Source organism: Pseudomonas sp. URIL14HWK12:I6 (assembly GCF_000514195.1).
In the GTDB taxonomy this organism is placed as follows: domain Bacteria; phylum Pseudomonadota; class Gammaproteobacteria; order Pseudomonadales; family Pseudomonadaceae; genus Aquipseudomonas; species Aquipseudomonas putida_A.
Genome location: NZ_AZVL01000004.1, coordinates 230,408 through 247,956, shown reverse-complemented (window position 1 = coordinate 247,956; position 17,549 = coordinate 230,408). Strand labels below are relative to the sequence as shown.

The 17,549-nt window shown below is 62.0% G+C and carries 14 protein-coding genes; 13 read left to right on the top strand and 1 reads right to left on the bottom strand.

The window, feature by feature from the left end:
* Nucleotides 1–121: 121 nt before the first annotated feature.
* The gene (locus H043_RS0109320; RefSeq protein WP_027611611.1) at nt 122–1,819 is read right to left on the bottom strand and encodes a sulfatase-like hydrolase/transferase; all 1,698 of its coding nucleotides are present in this window, start codon (nt 1,817–1,819) and stop codon (nt 122–124) included.
* A 389-nt stretch (nt 1,820–2,208) separates the two neighbouring features.
* Here H043_RS0109320 and H043_RS0109315 point away from each other — a divergent pair, with 389 nt between their 5' ends.
* The 13 genes from H043_RS0109315 to H043_RS0109255 are packed head-to-tail and all read left to right on the top strand — an operon-like array spanning nt 2,209 to nt 17,445.
* Nucleotides 2,209–3,561, top strand: coding sequence for a UDP-glucose/GDP-mannose dehydrogenase family protein (locus H043_RS0109315; RefSeq protein ID WP_027611610.1), 1,353 nt, complete (start codon nt 2,209–2,211; stop codon nt 3,559–3,561).
* On the top strand, nt 3,558–4,595 hold the full coding sequence (locus tag H043_RS0109310) for an NAD-dependent epimerase (protein ID WP_027611609.1): 1,038 nt from the start codon (nt 3,558–3,560) through the stop codon (nt 4,593–4,595). The genes H043_RS0109315 and H043_RS0109310 overlap by 4 nt, the downstream gene beginning before the upstream one ends.
* Nucleotides 4,596–4,613: 18 nt before the next feature.
* Nucleotides 4,614–5,360, top strand: a complete 747-nt coding sequence (locus H043_RS0109305; RefSeq protein ID WP_027611608.1) for a sugar transferase — start codon at nt 4,614–4,616, stop codon at nt 5,358–5,360.
* A complete protein-coding gene (locus H043_RS0109300) occupies nt 5,360–6,007 on the top strand; it encodes a CpsD/CapB family tyrosine-protein kinase (RefSeq protein ID WP_007961335.1) in 648 nt (215 codons plus the stop codon). Before H043_RS0109305 ends, H043_RS0109300 begins: the two co-directional genes overlap by 1 nt.
* Before the next feature lie 21 nt (nt 6,008–6,028).
* The gene (locus tag H043_RS0109295; protein WP_007961333.1) at nt 6,029–7,054 is read left to right on the top strand and encodes a polysaccharide biosynthesis/export family protein; all 1,026 of its coding nucleotides are present in this window, start codon (nt 6,029–6,031) and stop codon (nt 7,052–7,054) included.
* Nucleotides 7,055–7,071: 17 nt separating this feature from the next.
* The gene (locus tag H043_RS0109290) at nt 7,072–8,664 is read left to right on the top strand and encodes a Wzz/FepE/Etk N-terminal domain-containing protein (RefSeq protein ID WP_027611607.1); all 1,593 of its coding nucleotides are present in this window, start codon (nt 7,072–7,074) and stop codon (nt 8,662–8,664) included.
* Nucleotides 8,661–9,752, top strand: a complete 1,092-nt coding sequence (locus H043_RS0109285) for a glycosyltransferase family 4 protein (RefSeq protein ID WP_027611606.1) — start codon at nt 8,661–8,663, stop codon at nt 9,750–9,752. The genes H043_RS0109290 and H043_RS0109285 overlap by 4 nt, the downstream gene beginning before the upstream one ends.
* Nucleotides 9,749–11,119, top strand: coding sequence for an O-antigen ligase (locus H043_RS0109280; RefSeq protein ID WP_027611605.1), 1,371 nt, complete (start codon nt 9,749–9,751; stop codon nt 11,117–11,119). Before H043_RS0109285 ends, H043_RS0109280 begins: the two co-directional genes overlap by 4 nt.
* Nucleotides 11,116–12,084: a glycosyltransferase family 2 protein gene (locus tag H043_RS0109275; protein ID WP_027611604.1), complete on the top strand. Its 969-nt coding sequence runs from the start codon at nt 11,116–11,118 to the stop codon at nt 12,082–12,084. The genes H043_RS0109280 and H043_RS0109275 overlap by 4 nt, the downstream gene beginning before the upstream one ends.
* Entirely contained in the window at nt 12,077–13,213 is a 1,137-nt protein-coding gene (locus H043_RS0109270) for a glycosyltransferase family 2 protein (RefSeq protein ID WP_027611603.1), read from the top strand. The genes H043_RS0109275 and H043_RS0109270 overlap by 8 nt, the downstream gene beginning before the upstream one ends.
* Before the next feature lie 13 nt (nt 13,214–13,226).
* Nucleotides 13,227–14,228, top strand: a complete 1,002-nt coding sequence (locus tag H043_RS0109265; RefSeq protein WP_027611602.1) for a polysaccharide deacetylase family protein — start codon at nt 13,227–13,229, stop codon at nt 14,226–14,228.
* On the top strand, nt 14,225–15,529 hold the full coding sequence (locus tag H043_RS0109260) for a lipopolysaccharide biosynthesis protein (RefSeq protein WP_027611601.1): 1,305 nt from the start codon (nt 14,225–14,227) through the stop codon (nt 15,527–15,529). Before H043_RS0109265 ends, H043_RS0109260 begins: the two co-directional genes overlap by 4 nt.
* On the top strand, nt 15,526–17,445 hold the full coding sequence (locus H043_RS0109255) for a hypothetical protein (RefSeq protein ID WP_027611600.1): 1,920 nt from the start codon (nt 15,526–15,528) through the stop codon (nt 17,443–17,445). The genes H043_RS0109260 and H043_RS0109255 overlap by 4 nt, the downstream gene beginning before the upstream one ends.
* Nucleotides 17,446–17,549: the final 104 nt, after the last annotated feature.

The following is a 17,549-nucleotide window of genomic DNA, read 5'->3' as shown; positions in this document are numbered from 1 at the left end:
GCCCCATCGCTGGCAAGCCAGCTCCCACAGGGATTGAGGTTGTCCACAAATACTGAGTACACCTTAAAACACTGTGGGCGCTGGCTTGCCAGCGATGAGGCCAGTGAAACCGGCACAAATCTCACTCCCCGGTCGCCACACTGGTCGCCGCCGCACCCGGTGTGACGATGGTCTTCAGATCAATGTGCTTCCACTCAGGCTTGGCCCCCAGCCGCGCATTGAAGCGGTAGTTGAAGGTGAAGTCGTCCGCCGTCGGCAGCGTCAACGGTTTGCCGTACAGCGCCTCGACTCCCGCTAGGTCATAACCCATCAACTGCAGCAGCGTCGGAAAAATGTTGTAGTGACTGGAGCGATCCTTGTTCGCCGGCAACGCTTGCGCCCAGTCCGGCCCGTGCAGCTGATCGCCCTGAATCACCACCAGTGGCACCAGCCCTTCTTCCTCCACCGGATCGCCGCCGCAGTGGGTATTGAGCCCGGGGTTGCCGCGTTCATGCAGGTCCTGACCGTGATCGGAGGTGTAGATGAGCAGCGCATTGTGCAAATTGGCCTGGACAAATACCCGGGCGAAGAACTCGCCGACATTCCACAGCACGGTGTTCTTGTAGGCGTTGCGGTACAGCACCCAGTCATCCGGCTGGCCGTTGAAACCGTCACGTTTGCCGGTATCCGCCACTTCGGTGAACTGCCCGCGCGGCAGCGTCGGCCGATAGACCATGAAGTTGTCCGGGTATTTGTCGTGCACCGGGAAATGCGCGCCGACCTTGTTGATCACCACCAACTCCGGCTGATCATCGTTGAGCAATTCGATCAGCTTGGCGGCGGCAGCCATGTCGCGGTCACGCACGCTGGTCTGGTCAAACTGCACGAACTCTTCGATGTCCTTTTTCTCGCTGTCGGTCATCAGGTTCTGCAGATTGCCGGCAGTGCGCTGAGCGTCGATGTACACCGTGCGCAACCCGGCCTTTTTCGCGTATTGCCAGATCGACGGCAGCGTGCTGTTGATGCGCATGTAATCGTCGCGGGTGCCGCCGTAGCGCAACGTGACGTTGGTGTCGGCGCTGCAATTGGCGATGGACGCGGCGTAGCCGTAGTTGAAAATGTCGACGCCCGGATGCGCCTGCTTGAGGTTGCTGTGCACGCCGAACGGGGCATTGATGTCCAGGTAATTGCCGGAAATGCTTTCGTCGATGATCAGCACGATGTCGTGATTGACCGCCACAGGGTTGCGCGCCAGCGTCACCGGCTCTCGCGGGCCGACCGTATTGTGCAGCGCTTCATAGGCGAACAGGTTCAGATAGGCCAGCGGCGTGTACATGATCGGCAAACCGCGCGCGCCCTCGCCCGCCCGCAGGAACAACACCGCGCTCAACAGCAGCACACCACACACCGGCGCCGCCACACGCAACGCGTTGGGCACCACCAGTGCATGGCGCGGTTTCAGACCGATGCCGAACAGCAACAGCAGACCACTGAGCGCGCCATGAATGATCGCGTCGCGATACTGGTAGGCGGCCTCCTGAATGAAGCCGCCGGAGTACACCAGCGAGACAAAGCTGCTGTAGCTCAGGTAATCCGCGGTGACCCGGGTATAGACATCGAAAAACACCGCCGAGACAAACAGTGTTATTGCGAACAAGTGGCGAATGAGAGTCTGACGAATATAAGCCGTTAGATATAACGCTAAAGTAAGCGCCAAAAACATCGCGCCAAAAAGAAGTACAGCAAAACCGACGCCGATAGCATTTAACCGATCAATGTAATATTCGGAATAAAGCAGCAAATAAACAATTAAAAGTACTTCTTTGGCATATCTGAACATGGCGATACCGCTCGTGCAAAACGGCAGGGAGTCAAAGGTTTGTCGGTCAGAACCTGACACTAGCACCCAGCCATCAAAGCGCAAGAATTGACTGTTTTCTTCAGAAAGCGTCAAAAAACCGGTGACTCAAATCTGACACACACCGAACGCTGCAAGCCCTTAAATTAGCGGCTTACAACCGTTTATCGCTTATTTTAAATCTGAACAAATCTGCAAAAAAACAACAAATCCAATCGCAGCAATGACTTGATGGCCAATCGCCAAAAAACGCTCAAGTGTTATACAGGTGCAACATGTCATTTTGCTGACACGCTTTCCAAACCCTGCGCTATACCCCTTTTACAGTCTTCTTCCGAACTTCTTCTTTTCGCTCTATCGAGGGTGCGCAGATGGACGTGAGCGTATTTGGCACCGGCTATGTCGGATTAATTCAAGCCGCCGCACTTGCAGATGTAGGGCATCGGGTTTTATGTGTCGATATTGACCCAAATAAGATCAGGCAACTGCAACAAGCCGTGCCGCCTATTAGCGAGCCTGGGTTATCCGCCGCACTGGAAGAAAACATCAAGGCCGGCCGTTTGCTGTTCAGCACCCAGGCCAGCGACGCCGTGGAGCACGCCGAACTGATCTTCATCGCCGTGGGCACGCCGGCCGATGAAGACGGTTCCGCCGACCTGACCCACGTGCTCAACGTCGCCCGGCAGATTGCCTCGCACATGGAGGCCGATCGCACCCTGATCATCAAGTCCACGGTGCCGGTCGGCACGGCGGACCAGGTCGCCGCCAAGGCCAGCGAAGAGTTGCAGCGCCGTGGCCGCAGCAGCCTCAAGGTGCGGGTGGTGTCCAACCCAGAATTCCTCAAGGAAGGCAGCGCCCTCGCCGATTGCATGCGCCCGGACCGGATCATCGTCGGCACCCGCGATGACGCGGCCCGCGAACAGATGAGCGAGCTGTACGCGCCGTTCTGCCGCAACCACGAAAAACTGATGTTCATGGACAACCGCAGCGCCGAGCTGACCAAGTACGCAGCCAACGCGATGCTCGCCACGCGCATCAGCTTCATGAACGAACTGGCCAACCTCACCGAACTGCTCGGCGCCGACATCGAAGCGGTGCGCAAAGGCATCGGCTCCGATCCGCGCATCGGCTACCACTTCATCTATCCCGGTTGCGGCTTCGGCGGTTCATGCTTCCCCAAGGATCTGCGCGCTCTGCTGCACACCGCCGAACACAACGGAATGCCGCTGAAACTGCTGCGCAGCGTCACCGACGTCAACGACAGCCAGCGGCACATCCTCTTCGGCAAACTCAAGGCGCAGTTTCCGCAAGGCCTGGCCGGCAAGTCGATCGCGATCTGGGGCCTGGCGTTCAAACCCAATACCGATGACATGCGCGAAGCCCCCAGCCGCTACCTGATGGACGCGCTGTGGGCCGAAGGTGCCAGCGTGCAGGCCTACGATCCGGAAGCCATGTCCGAATGCCGGCGCCTGTACGGCTATCGCAACGACCTGCACCTGTGCGCCACCCGCGACGACACTCTGGAAGATGCCGATGCGCTGGTGATCTGCACCGAGTGGAAGAATTTTCGCGTAGTGGATTTCGAGCTGCTGGCGAGCAAGCTGCGCTCGAAGGTGATTGTCGACGGTCGCAACCTCTACAACCCGGAACACGTGGCCGCCGCCGGCCTGCATTACAGCGGCATCGGCCTGCGCCAGATCGCTCCGGAAGGATTGCGCCCATGAAAATCCTGGTCACCGGCGCAGCCGGCTTCATTGGCGCCCATTGCGTGTTGCGGCTGATGCGCGACGGGCATGCGGTGGTCGGCCTGGATAACTTCAACGACTATTACGACCCGCAGCTGAAACACGATCGGGTGCAATGGGTACGCGATCAGGCAGGGAATTTCCCGCTCACAAGTATTGATCTGACCGATGCCGCGGCGATTGAAGCGCTGTTTGTCCGCGAACAACCGCAAGTGGTGATCCATCTCGCGGCGCAGGCCGGGGTGCGTTACTCGCTGGAAAATCCGAAGGCCTACCTCGACAGTAACCTCTGCGGTTTCCTGAACATTCTCGAAGGCTGCCGCCACCATCCGGTCGAGCATCTGATCTACGCCTCGTCGAGCTCGGTGTATGGCGCCAACCAGCACACGCCGTATTCGGTGCATGACGGGGTGAATCACCCGCTGTCGCTGTACGCCGCGACCAAAAAAGCCAACGAGCTGATGGCCCACAGTTATAGCCACCTGTTCGGCATTCCCAGCACCGGCCTGCGCTTTTTCACCGTTTACGGCCCCTGGGGTCGGCCCGACATGTCGCCGATCCAGTTCGCTCGGGCAATCACCGAAGGCACGCCGCTGAAGCTGTTCAACTACGGCGAGCACCAGCGCGACTTCACTTACATCGACGACATCGTCGAAAGCATCGCGCGCCTCACCGACCATCCGCCGCACAGCCACCCGGAGTGGGATCGTGAACATCCCGACGCGGGCAGCAGCATGGCGCCGTGGTGCCTGTTCAACATCGGCGGCCACCACCCGGTGGAGCTGAAAACCTATCTGGCGCTGATGGAAAAACACCTCGGCCAGAAAGCCATTGTCGAGCTCTTGCCCCTGCAACCGGGCGATGTGCTCAACACCTGTGCCGAGACCGATGATCTGGCCCAGGCCACCGGGTTCCAGCCCCGGATCGAGCTGGATGAAGGACTGGGGCGTTTCATCGCCTGGTTTCGCGACTACTACCCCACTGCCTATCGCCCACGCGCCGCTCGCGGCTGAACATCAGCGGAGGACCCCATGACTGGACATGAACAAGGTGTACCGATCAATCAGATGCGCCGCGACAAGCGCATGGATCCCGAGCACCGAATGCGCCTCGATAGCGCCATCCACCGGCAGGGCCGTGGCTGGCTGACCGGCCGCGACGGTGGCCGGCCATGGACCCTGTCGCGCACCAATCGCGTGCTCGCCTGCATCGGTGCGCTGCTGATTCTGGTGGTGTTTTCGCCGGTGCTGCTGGGCCTGGCGCTGGCGATCAAATTCACCAGCCCGGGACCGGTGATGTTCGTGCAGAAACGCACCGGTTATCGCGGCCGCACCTTCGGCATGTACAAGTTCCGCACCATGGTCTGCAACGCCGAAGAACTGAAGGAATCGCTGCGTCACCTCAACAAGCACGGGGTCGACGCCATCGATTTCAAGATCGACAAAGATCCACGCATCACCGGCATCGGCGGTTTCCTGCGGCGTACCAGCCTCGACGAACTGCCCAACCTGTTCAACGTGGTCAGCGGTGACATGCGCCTGGTCGGCCCGCGGCCGACTTCGTTCAACGCCTACCGCTACAAGGACAGCCACCTCGCGCGCCTGAGCATCTACCCCGGCATGACCGGCCTGTGGCAGATCTCCGGGCGCAGCAACATCGACTTCGACCAGCGCGTTGAGTTGGACCTCAGCTATATCGCCGAGCAGAGCCTCCTGCTTGATCTGAAGATCTTGTTGAAAACCCCCTTCAAAGTATTCAGCGGCCACGGAGCAAGCTAATGGACGGTTCAACCAACAAAAGCCTGAGCATTGCCAACCCCAGCGAATCGAACCTGATTTCGACCGTGCTGGATCTGGATCTGCGGATCCTGTTCCTGACCGCCGCCAACCCCGGCGCGGGCACCACCACCAGTGCCCTGGCGCTGGCCAGCCAACTGGCGCAGATGAGCAGCGGCCAGGTGTTGCTGGTCGATGCCAGCCAGTCGGCAGGCAACCTCACGCAGCAATTGAACCTGGGTAAGGAGCGCGGCCTTCGCGACCTGCTGTTCAACCCGGACAACCCGCCGCTGTTGCAGGACTGCGTGGTGCAGGTCTCGAGCCTGCCTTTCCATGTGCTGCCCAATGGCCGGCCGATCCGCACCCTGGAACACCTGACCGCCGAGCGCCTGAGCCCACTGCTCGACCGACTTGGCACACAGTACCGCTTCGTGGTGATCGACGGTGACGCGGTGTATTCCGCCGCCGACACGCTGGTGCTCGCCACTCAGGTCGATGGCGTGGTGTTCGTGGTACGCGCCGAGGACACCCGCTGGGAAGTCGCCCAGGCTGCCGTGCAACGCCTGACCCAGGCCGGCGCGAAGGTGGTCGGCAGCGTGTTCAACCGGCGCAAGTACTACATGCCCAAGTGGCTCTACAAAAACCTGTAAGCGAATGCGAAGGATGACGCCATGAACGCCAAGATACTTGTTCTGCTGATGCTGCCGCTTGCAGGCTGCTCCAGCAACTCCGAAACCCAGAACATGCCGGTGAACATTCTCACCGCCACCCCGGCCAACGCCCAGGCCACCGACATGCCCAAGGTCGAACAGACCCTGCGCCCGCAGGATGTGCTGGATGTGATCTTCCACATCAGTACCAGCGGCTCGGACGCCTACCGCGTGCAGTCGGGTGACCAGATCGGCCTGAACTTCACCGCCGCCAGCCAGCTCAACGGCAACCAGTTGGTGCTGCCCGACGGCACCATCAACCTGCCAGGCGCCAACACCTCGGTGAAAATCGCCGGTCTGACTGCCGACGAGGCGCGCGATGAAATCCAGCGTGCCTACCAGCGCAAACAACTGTTCCAGCCCAACCGTAATCAGCTGACGGTGCAAGTCATCAGCCCGCTGACCAATGAGCAGAACCTGAAAAGCGCGCTGAATCACCCGGCCACCGGCATGAGCCGCGAGATCACCGTGGGCAATGACGGTTATGCGAGTTTTCCGGAAATCGGTGCGGTGCCGCTGCAAGGCATGACCATCAATCAACTGGAAACCTTCCTCAACCAGAAGTACGCGCAATTGCCGGGGCGGATGAGCGTCGATGTGATGCTCAAGTCCACCGCCGGCAACGAGATCTATGTGCTCGGCGAAGTCGGCCAACCGGGTTCCTACCCGATCCGCCGTCCAGTGTCGGTGCTTGAAGCGCTGACCCTGGCGCGCGGCACCAATGTCAAGGCGCGGCTCGACTCGGTGGTGATCATGCGCCGCAACGGCAACCAGGTGCAGGCCGTGCACTACGACGTGGAAAAAGCCCTGTCGGGCGACGCGTCGCAGATCGCCTACCTGCAACCGGACGACATGCTGTTCGTGCCGAAAACCAAACTGGCCAGCGCCGGTGAACTCGCCAGGCAACTGGCCGACGTGGTGCTGTTCCAGGGCGTGGGCTTCAGCTTCGGCTACCGCGTCGACAACAAAGACAGCAACAACAACTGACTCTCAGGTGACCGATCATGAATCCAAAGGAAAACTACCTGCATGAGTTCTTCAGGATCTTCTTCGCCAACAAGCAATTGGTGAAACGGGTCTTCCTGATCTTTGCAGTCATCGCGTTGCTGCTGCCGCTGGTGCTCAAACAGAGCTTCGATATCACCGCTCAGGTGATCGTGCAGTCGAAAAAACTCTCCCAGGGTGACGCCACCACGTCACTGACGGTCGATAACGCCACCTTCATTCCGCCGTCGCTGGCGGACATGGAAACCGAAAGCAACATCCTCCGGTCGCCGGCGCTGATCCGCCAGACCATCAGCGAGCTGCGCGACAAGGGCGAGTACAACCCGCCGGTGGGCGTGTTCGCCAAACTGGTGAGCGAACCGTTCCGCCGCTATGTCACGTCGCCGCTGCGGCAGTACCTGATCAACCCGCTGCGCAACATGCTCGGGCTGCAAACCGATCCGGTGCGTGACACCGTGCTCGACGGCCTGACGCAAGATGCGATCAACAGCCTGAAGATCGAGACCCTGCCCGGCTCCAACGTGATCTCGATCGTCTACAGCTTCCCCGATCCGCATCAGGGCACGACGTTCGTCGCCACTCTGCTGCAGAACTATCTGGGCAGCCGTCAGGCGCTGCAGTCGATCGACCTGCCGCAGTCTTTCTACGAAACCAAGAAGCACCTGTATCAGGTGCGTCTCGACGGGCTGGAAGGTAATCGGCAAGCGCTGCTGGAAAGTGTTGCATCGTCCGATCCGAAGGAAGAAATCACCTTCCGCCTGAACGCGATCAACACCGAAGAGCAAGCCCTGAACCTGTATCAGGATCGTCTGCTACAGAGCCAGCGCTGGCTCGAATACCTGAAAACCGCGCTGACGGCCGCCAGCAGCAACAAGCTCAACGACTACACCTTCCCCTTCACCTTCACCACCACCGTCGATAACGTGGCGTTCGAGGATCGGGAAATCAAACAGTTGGGCGAGCAACTGACCACTCAGGTCAGCCGCTACATGAATGACCTCGCGGTGTTCCAGCCCGGCAGCGAGCCGATGCTGCTGACCCGCGAGCAGATCGCCCGCACTCGCCAGCAGTTCCTCAAAGTGGTGAGCAACCGCATTCAGGAACGCACCAACGACCTGGCCGTGGTGCGACAGGTGATCAATCAGAAAACCGCGCGCATCGCCGAGTTCAAGAACCGCATCCACACCTTGCAGCAGACCCAGAGCAAGCTGCGGCAGATGGACACGGAAATCGACGCGCTGCACACGGCGTTCTCGACCTATGCGCAACGCTTCGCCGAAAGCAGCACCGCCGGTCCGCTCAACGACGACCTGTCGAACGCCAAGGTGCTCAGCCCGCCGTTCGAGCCGACCGAGCCGGCGTTCCCCAAACCGCTGCTGATCATTCCGTTCGGGCTGTTCACCGGTCTGCTGCTGGCGATTGCCCTGGTCTATGTGCGTGAGTTCTTCGATCACCGTTTCAAACACCCGGCGCAAATCACCCACGAACTGGGCCTGCCGGTGTTGCTGGTGATCAACGACGAAAACGTGCTGCCGAGCAATCCGCACAAGAACTGGACCGTGCCAAGCTTCGTGCACTGGGTGCGCAATTGAACACGCTGTCCACCCCGAACGCCGCGCTGCCGATCATTCACTTGCTCAGCAGCGGCGGCTTCTATGGGGCCGAGCGCATGCTGCTCGATCACTGCCTGGCGACACCGGGGCAGCACCAGGTGCTGTTCCTCGATGCACCGCCGGCGTTGATCGCACGCTTTCGCGAGGCCGGGGTGGACTGTCGTGGTTGCGCCGGGCTCGGCGAGTTGTTGCGCCACCTACGGGCGCGGCGCAGCGAACGGCCGCTGATCAATACGCACAACTTCAAGGGGCTGTTGTTCGGCTGGGTCGGTGCGACGCTGTTGCGTTTGCCGCTGGTCATCACCCAACACGGCTTCACCCCGCGCAGCCGCAAGCAGAAGTTCTACACCTGGCTGAGCCTGCAGTTGTGCCGCACGGCGTCGGTGGATCGGGTGGTGTGCGTGGCCGAGAGCATTGCCGTGCTGCACCGTCAGGCCAGCGTGCAGGCGGAAAAACTCCAGGTGATCCCCAACGGATTGCCCGCCGCCGACGCGCTGGTCAGCACCGTTGACCGCCAGCGCTGGCTCGCCGGTTACGTCGGGCGCCTGAGCAGCGAGAAAGGTCCGGACCTGTTTCTCGATGCGCTGATTCCGCTGTGTCACCAGCATCCGCAACTGGACGCGGTGATGCTCGGCGACGGCCCGGAACGCGAGGCGCTGCAGGCGCGGATCGACGCCGCAGGTTTGCAGCAACGGATTCGTCTGCCCGGCTACCAGACCGCCATGCAAACGTGGTGGCAGCGCCTGGATGCGCTGGTGATCAGCTCGCGCACCGAAGGCACGCCGATGATTCTGCTCGAAGCGATGCAGAGCGGCGTGCCGGTGGTGGCGTTCGCCGTCGGCGGCATTCCCGATGTGCTCGAGCACCGGCATAACGGTCTGCTGGCGACACCCGCCGACAGCGCCGACCTCGCCCGTCAGCTCGACAACCTGTTGAGCGAGCCGAAGCTGGCCCGGCATTTGTGCGACAACGCAAAGCGTACGCAACAGGATCGCTACGACCTCAAGGCCCTGGCCGAACGCTGGTCGCAGCTGTACATCCGCACGGCACGGGAGGCACGCGCATGATTTTCCCGCTCTCGATCGTCACGCTGCTCGGTCTGGTATGCATCGGACTGCTCGCCAGCCCTTATCCGTTTCTCGCACCCGGCGCGGTCATTGGCCTGGTGGGGTTCACAGTGTTGTATCGCAAGCCGGCCTGGGGCCTGCTGGGCATTGCCGCACTGGTGCCGTTCGAAGGTTTCTTCAAGGACAGCGCATTGTCCGGGAGCAAACTGATCGGCGCCTCGCTGGCGGTGATCCTGATGCTGCAACTGGCCATGCATCAGATTCCCTCCGAGCGTCTGCGCAGCAATATCTGGCGGTTTCTGCTGTGGTTTCTGGTGCTGTATTTCCTCAGCCTGCTCAACACCGACGACATGGGCATGTCGCTGGGGCATCTGCGCGAACTCAGCGTCGGGCTGATCCTGTTTGTCATTACCCTGTTGATTGGCCGTGAACTGAATCTCGACCTGTTCGCCCGCCTGGTGACCCTGAGTGTCAGCGCCACCTGTGCCATGGCGATGTTTTCAGTCAAATTCCAGGATCAGGGCCGCGCTGCCGGTCTGCTTGAAGACCCCAACGCCTTCGCCCTGCTGATCGCCTTCGCCATTCCGTTGGCGCTGCTGCTGGTGATTCGTGGGCCGAATCTGTTGCACCGCTTGTTCTGGGGCGCTTGCTGCCTGCTGCTGCTGGGCGGCATGACCAAGACCGAGTCGCGCTCGGGGCTGGTGGTGGTGGCCTTGAGTCTGCTGATCGGCTGCTGGCACTACCGCGCGCAACTGACCCGCATTCGCCCACGGCACCTGGGGTTCGCCATGCTCGGCGCAGCCATCGTGATTCCGCTGGCGATCTACGCCATGCCCGCCGGTTACCTCGCACGCATTCAGTCCCTGAGCGTGTTGAGCGCCGGCGCCAAGGGCCACGACGACGAATCCCTCGGCCGCCGCGCCTCGTACATCGTGGTCGGCGGGCAGATGATCCGCGAGAACCCGCTGCTCGGTTCCGGCCCCGGCACCTTCCCGCTGCACTACGCGACCACCGGCTACGCCAAGGCGTTTTCCGCCAACCGCAAGATCGGCGATCTGTACCGCCGTGCCCACAACACTTATCTGGAAATTTTCAGTGAACTGGGGATTCCCGCCGGCCTGCTGTTTGTCGGCATGCTCGGCCTGGGCCTGTACAACCTGATCCGCGCCCGCGCCGCGTGGATGCTGCGGCGCGATTGGCAGCAGGCGGACCTGATGACTCACCTCGGGGTGAGCTTTCTGTCGCTGACCCTGTTCCTGATGTTCCTCAGCGCACCGAACCAGAAGTACGTGTGGATCATGCTCGCGCTGACCAGCGTCCTGCGCCTCAAGGCCGAACAGGCGCTACTGACCGAGGCCAGACCATGAGCCGGATCAGCATCATCATCCCGATGTACAACGAGGCCCGGCACATCGGCCGTACGCTGCTGGCGGCGCAAAAAGCCGCGCATGCGGCCGATGTCGAGTGCGAGTTGATTGTGGTCGACAACGGTTCGAGCGACGACGGCCCGCACATCGCCCGCCGGTTCGGTGCACAGGTGCTGGTGCTGCCAGGCCTGCTGATCGGTGCACTGCGCAATCGCGGTGCCGTGCTGGCAAGCGGCGAGTGGATCGCGTTTATCGATGCCGACGTCGAGATGCCCGAAGACTGGCTCAAGCCCTTGTTCGAGCTGCAAGCCGAGGGTCAGGCCGACGTGTTCGGCCTCGACCTCCACACCCCCGCTGCCGCGCCGTGGTACGCCGCCGCCTGGCAACGGCGCACGCTGCGCCCGTCCAGCCAGAGCTCGCACCCGGTGGACTGGCTGCCCAGTTCCAACCTGCTGATGCGCCGGTGCTGGTTCGACAAGGTTGGCGGCTTCAACGAACACCTGCGCACCGGCGAGGACAAGGAGTTCACCCTGCGCCTGCACGAACAAGGCGCGCGGCTGCTGTCGGTGAACAGCAGCGTGGCCCTGCATTGGGGCTATGAGATGAACTGGCGCGAGTGGATGGGCAAGGAAATGTGGCGTCAGGGCAGTCATCTGCAACTGCTGCGTACTCACGGTTTCAGCCTGCGTCTGTTGCGCTTTCCGCTGCTGTCGATTGCGGTGTGGATCCTCGACTTTCTGGCGATTTCAGCATTGCTCGACGGCTTCCCGCATCACGCCGCGTTCATGGTCGCGTTGACCCTCCTGCCGGGGCTGGTGCTAAGCGTGCGGCAGAGTATCAAACACCACGACATCGGCCTGACCGTGCAACTGTGGGGCCTGCACTGGGTGCGTCTGCATCTGGCCGGGGCGGCGTTCATTCTCAGTCTGTGTCATTGGAACGCCAGGAGGCCTGCCCGTGGCTGAATTCATTTTCTGGCTGTGCCTGTTGCTGCCGGTGTACGCCTACCTTGGCTACCCGCTGCTGCTGACTGTGCTGGCGCCGCTGTTCCCGGCCTGGCGCCACAGCCCGGCACCGCCGCTGAACATCAGCATCGTGATTGCCGCGCACAATGAGGCGCGGCACATCGAGCACAAGTTGCGCACGCTACTGGCGCAGGACTATCAGCCAGCCACGCTGCAGATCATTCTCGCCAGCGACGGCTCCACTGACGACACCGTGGCCTGCGCGCACAAAGTGGTTGATTCGCGCATCACTGTCCTCGACCTGCCGCGTCAGGGCAAAGCCGCGACACTCAACGCCGGAGTAGCGCTGGCGACTGGCGATATTCTGGTGTTCACCGATGCCGATAACCAATGGTCGCGGGAAACCCTCGGCTACCTGCTCGCGCCACTCAGCGACCCCAGCGTCGGGGCCTGCGCCGGGCACATGGTGATTCCAGTGACCGGCGGCGGCCTCAGCGTCGGCGACAGTCTGTACCGGCATTACGAGGGCTGGCTGCGTCGGGTGGAGAATCGCACCGGCTGCATGGTCTCGGCCGACGGCGCCCTGCTCGCCCTGCGCCGCGAGCTGTTCCAGAGCGTGCCGGCGGAGGTCAATGACGACTTCTTTCTCAGCACCTGTGCACCGGTGGCCTTCAAGCGCATTGTGTACGTGCCCGAGGCGCAAGTGATCGACCACGGTGTCGACGAAGCGGACAAACAGTTCCGCCGCCGTCAACGCGTCACCGTCGGTGGCCTGCAAAGCCTCGCCCAGCGCAGTGAGCTGCTCAACCCACTCAAACATGGCCTGTATTCGCTGGCGCTGATCAGCCACAAACTGATTCGGCGCCTGGCACCGATCCTCCTGCTGCCGCTGCTGCTGAGCAACTTCTGGCTGTGGGACGACCACGGTTTCTATCGACTGGCCCTGATCGCCCAACTGTTCGGCTACGCCATTGCGCTGGCCGGACTGCTGGATTCGCAACATCGCTTGCCCAAACCGTTTCGTCTGGCCGCGTTCCTGCTGGTCACCCTCGCCGGGATGAGTCTCGGCCTGTGGCAGTTCCTGCGCGGCCACCGTTATGCCCAATGGAACCCTGAACAAAACCGTTGAGAGGACCGAAGCCATGGCGATCAAACAATTAATAAAACGCACCAGTGGCTGGCTTTACCTCAACTCGCCCGTGGGACGAAACCAGTTGCACGGCGCCGGGGTGATTCTGATGCTGCATCGGGTGCTGGCCAACGACCGCGCCGCCGACTTGCCGCACCGCAATGAGCTGTGTGTCGGGCCCAAGGCGTTCGAGCACCTGCTGGTGTGGCTGCGCCGGCACTTCGATTGCGTGCCGCTGATGGACATCCTCACGCCCACCGCATTGCGCAGCGAACGCCCACGGGTGGCGCTGACCTTCGACGATGGCTGGCGCGACAACGCGGTCAATGCTTTCCCATTGCTGCAAAAACATCAGGTGCCAGCGAGCATTTTTCTCTCCACCGATTTCATCGGCAGCCGTCAGCGCTTCTGGTGGGAAAGCCTCGGCGAAACCCTGTGGGGCAGCCACGGCGAAAAGGCCCGCATGCACTTGATCGAATGCCTGCACATGATCCACCATCCGGTGCCGGTGCTGGTGGATGACATCGACGTTGATCGCCGCAGCCTGTCGCTGCTGCATTACCTGCAAAGCCTGAAAAACCTTGAACCGGCGATGCTCGAACGCCTGACCGACGAATGCCCGCCCGAAGCGCAGCCGCAAGCGCTGGACTGGCATCAGGTACGGGCGCTGGAAGCCTCGGGGCTGGTGCGCTTCGGCCCGCACGGCGCCAGCCACGCGATCCTCACTGAACTGGACGATGTGCGCCTGAGCGAAGAAATCAGCCGCAGCCGCGACGCCTTGAGCAACGGCTGTAACCGGCCGTTACCGGTGTATTGCTACCCCAACGGCAACAACGACGAGCGAGTAAGAAAACAGATTGCCGCGCACGATTATCCGTTCGCGCTGGGCACCGGCACCGGGATTTATCGCGGTGAAGGCGATCCGCTGAACCTGCCGCGTTTCGGCGTCAGCCAGCGTACTGCGCGCAACCCGGAGTTGCTGTCGTGGCGCATCTTTCGTGGCAACCGGCCATGAGCCGCAGCCACTATCTCAAACACTTGGCGCTGAGCATGGGCACCAAGCTGGCGATGATCGCCCTGCGTCTGCTGCGTAACGTGTTGCTGGCGCGGATCCTAGGGCCGAGTGAGCGCGGGTTGTTCGCGCTGCTCAGCACCTTGCCCGACCTGATCAGCGCCGCCACCAGTGGCGGGCTGAATTCCGCCGTGGGTTATCAGGCCGCCAAGCAACGGCCAATGGGGCTGCTGCTGAGTCAGGTGCTGGTGTTCGGTTGCTTGCTCGCGGGTCTGCTGACCCTGCTGGTGGTGGCTCTGGTCCGTGAGTTCGGCAGTGAACTGGATGTCACCGTGCAGCTTGGTCTGCTGGCCTGGCTGTTGCTGCTGGCGGTGCCGCTGACCGTGCTGAAAAGTGGCCTGCTGACCCTGCACAACGCCTCCGGCGGCGTGGTCGCGTTCAACGCCTTGCGCCTGACCGAATCACTGGCGCCGTTGCTGCTGTTTCTCGCGCTGTTCTGGATGTGGAAAAGCGCGGCACTGGAAGCGGCGCTAATCAGTTGGCTGGCCGGGATCAGCCTGGTGGTGCTGGCCGGTTGGGTTTGGCTGAAACGGGCGCAACCGCTGCAACTGCAATGGGATCGCGCCAGCCAGAACGAACTGCTGCGCTACAGCGCGCGCAGCCATCCGGATCTGCTATTCCAGCAAGTGATTCTGCGCTCGGATTACCTGTTCATCGGCGCCCTGCTCGGCAGCACCGCGCTGGGTCATTACGCGATGGCCAGCGCCGCCGCCGAACTGCTGCTGATCGTGCCGGAAGCGGTGACCACGCCGCTGATGAAACGCCTGTTGCAACAGGACGAAGGCATGGACAAGGTCACTCCGCTGGCCCTGCGCCTGACCGCCACGGTGATGCTCGGCGCATGCCTGAGCATGGCCGTGATCGGCAACTGGCTGATCGTCACCCTGTTCGGCATCGCCTACCAACCGGCGTATCCGGCGCTGCTCGCCTTGCTGCCGGGGCTGCTCGGCCTGTGCTACGCGAGCATCCTGCGCCTGGACCTGCTGGGGAAAAACCGCCCCGGCACGGTGTCGCTGCTGATGGGCCTCGGCGCCCTGCTCAATCTGGCGCTGAACCTGGTGTTGATTCCGGCCTACGGCATCGTCGGCGCGGCAGCGGCGTCGTCGATTGCCTATCTGGCGGTGACGGTGGCGATGCTGGTGTTGTACTGCCGTCTGAGCGGCGTGGCGTTCTGGCAAACCCTGATCATCCTGCCCAGCGACATCGCGCCGATGTGGCAGATGTTGCAACGGAAGGCCGCATGAAAGGCCTGGTCCTGCTGCTCGGTCTCGGCCTGTCGCTGGACGCCTTTGCCGCGTCGATGCGCTGGGGAGAAATCCGCGACGGCAGTCTGTACCTGCAAACCGACCGTCCGGACAGCGTGACCGTGCGCTGGACCCCGGCGTGGCAGGCCGATGCCAACGAAGAGCATCTGTACCTGCTCGACGGCCAGGGCAAACTGCAGGGCGAACGCTTGATCAAGGCCAGCGAAACCCGCGGCACCCAGAGCTGGGCGTTGCTGCCGGGTGCTGCCAGTTATCGCCTGGAAATTCCCGGCTACAGCTTCCGCAATTACCGGGTCGAACACGACGAGCACACCGTGGCGCTGTTCGAACCGGCCAAGGTGCATTTCAGCGCCCAGACGCAGAACGGCGACGAGTTGTATTTCAAGGTCGCGCCGGGGGAACACGCGGTACTCGCCGGCAAGTTCCATGGCGGGGTCAATGCGTTGCAGACGCAGCGGGTGGGCGATGATCAGTCACTGACGCTGACACTGAAACCCTATCGCGCCTATTGGCAGTTCGATCAACTGGCGTTGCCGGTCAGCGAGCGCGAACAGGTCTGGCGCCTGCGCCTGCAAGGCAGCGGCAAAGCGGCGTTCTGGCTCGACGGCACGGCCAATCGGTTTGCGCAGACTGCGCAGCAACTCAAACCCGTGCGCGAAGAGACCGGCCAGATCCACCTGACCCTGCACGACAAAATCCTCGGGCGCACCCCGGATCTGGGCATCGCCCTGCCCTACGTGATGCCACCCGCCAGTAGTCACGCGGTACTGGATGCGCTGAAAGCGACCGCCGCCAGCTACTACAGTTTTGTCGATGTCACGGCGAAGAATCCGCACTTCGAAGACGCGTTCCGCCAGGCTTATCAGGAGCGCTTCGGCATCCGTCAGGACATCACCCTGCTCGCCGGCAGCCAGCGTCAGGCCGATCTGCGCGCCGACGTGCAAAGCAATGGCGGCCTCGATGCATGGCTGGCCGGCACCCGCGCCTTGGGCGGCAAAGGCACGCACTACATCGGTTTTGCTGATGAGCCGAACCTCAACTATTCGAGCTTCGAGCAATACCGGGCGATTTTCGCCAGCATGGCCAGGCAAGTGCGCAGCGATCCGGCGAATGCCAGGGCCGGCGTGCGCATCGCCATGCCGGCCAGTTCACGGCTGGTCAACGGGCCGTTTGCCGACAACGCCGCAGACAAGCGCGGCATCGACTGGGCGCGACGTTTGCTCGGTGAATCCGCCGAGCAGATCGACGCACTGGCGTGGCACGAATGGATGATCCGCGACCTGCTCGCCACCCGGGTTTACCGCGACAGCGTGCGCCGCGCCGCCGAACTGGTTGGCCTCGATGGCCACGGCCAGCCGCGCAAAGCCTTGCTGCTGGATCAGACCAATATGTCCAGCGGTTCCAGCCTCAGCCCCTACGATCAGGAGACGCACTACGCCTCGCTGTGGTGGGCCTCGGTGGTGATCAACGCTTCGCAGGACGGTTTGCTGACGATGCTCAACTGGTTTCAGGCCGCCGATGAACCGCAGTATCCCAAGGGCATGATCCGGGTTTTGGGCGATGAGCGTTTCGAGCTGAAACCGGTGGGTCTGGCCCAGCAGTTCATCGCGCAGCATTGGCTGCACCAGGTGCTGTGGCTGGAGAACGATGGCTTTGAAGTCGATGTGCTGGCGATGGCCGGCGACGAGCAGCGGGGCCTGCTCGGTGTGAACAAAGGCACGCGTTTGCAACGTGTTGACCTGAGTGGCGCCAAGTGCCCGCTGAACAACGGTGCGCTGCGTTACTTCGGCACGGACAACCGCAGCCGCGACGCACCATTCGCCTGCCGCGACGGACGCGTCAGCTTCGACTTGCCAGGGGAAACCCTGTTCGCCCTGAGCTGGAGCGCGTCATGAACCCAATTCCGAATATCAGAAAAGGTAAAGCGAACAAAGATTTGTGGGTAGGGAGTTTTTGTGGCGAGGGGATTTATCCCCGATCGGCTGCGCAGCAGTCGTCG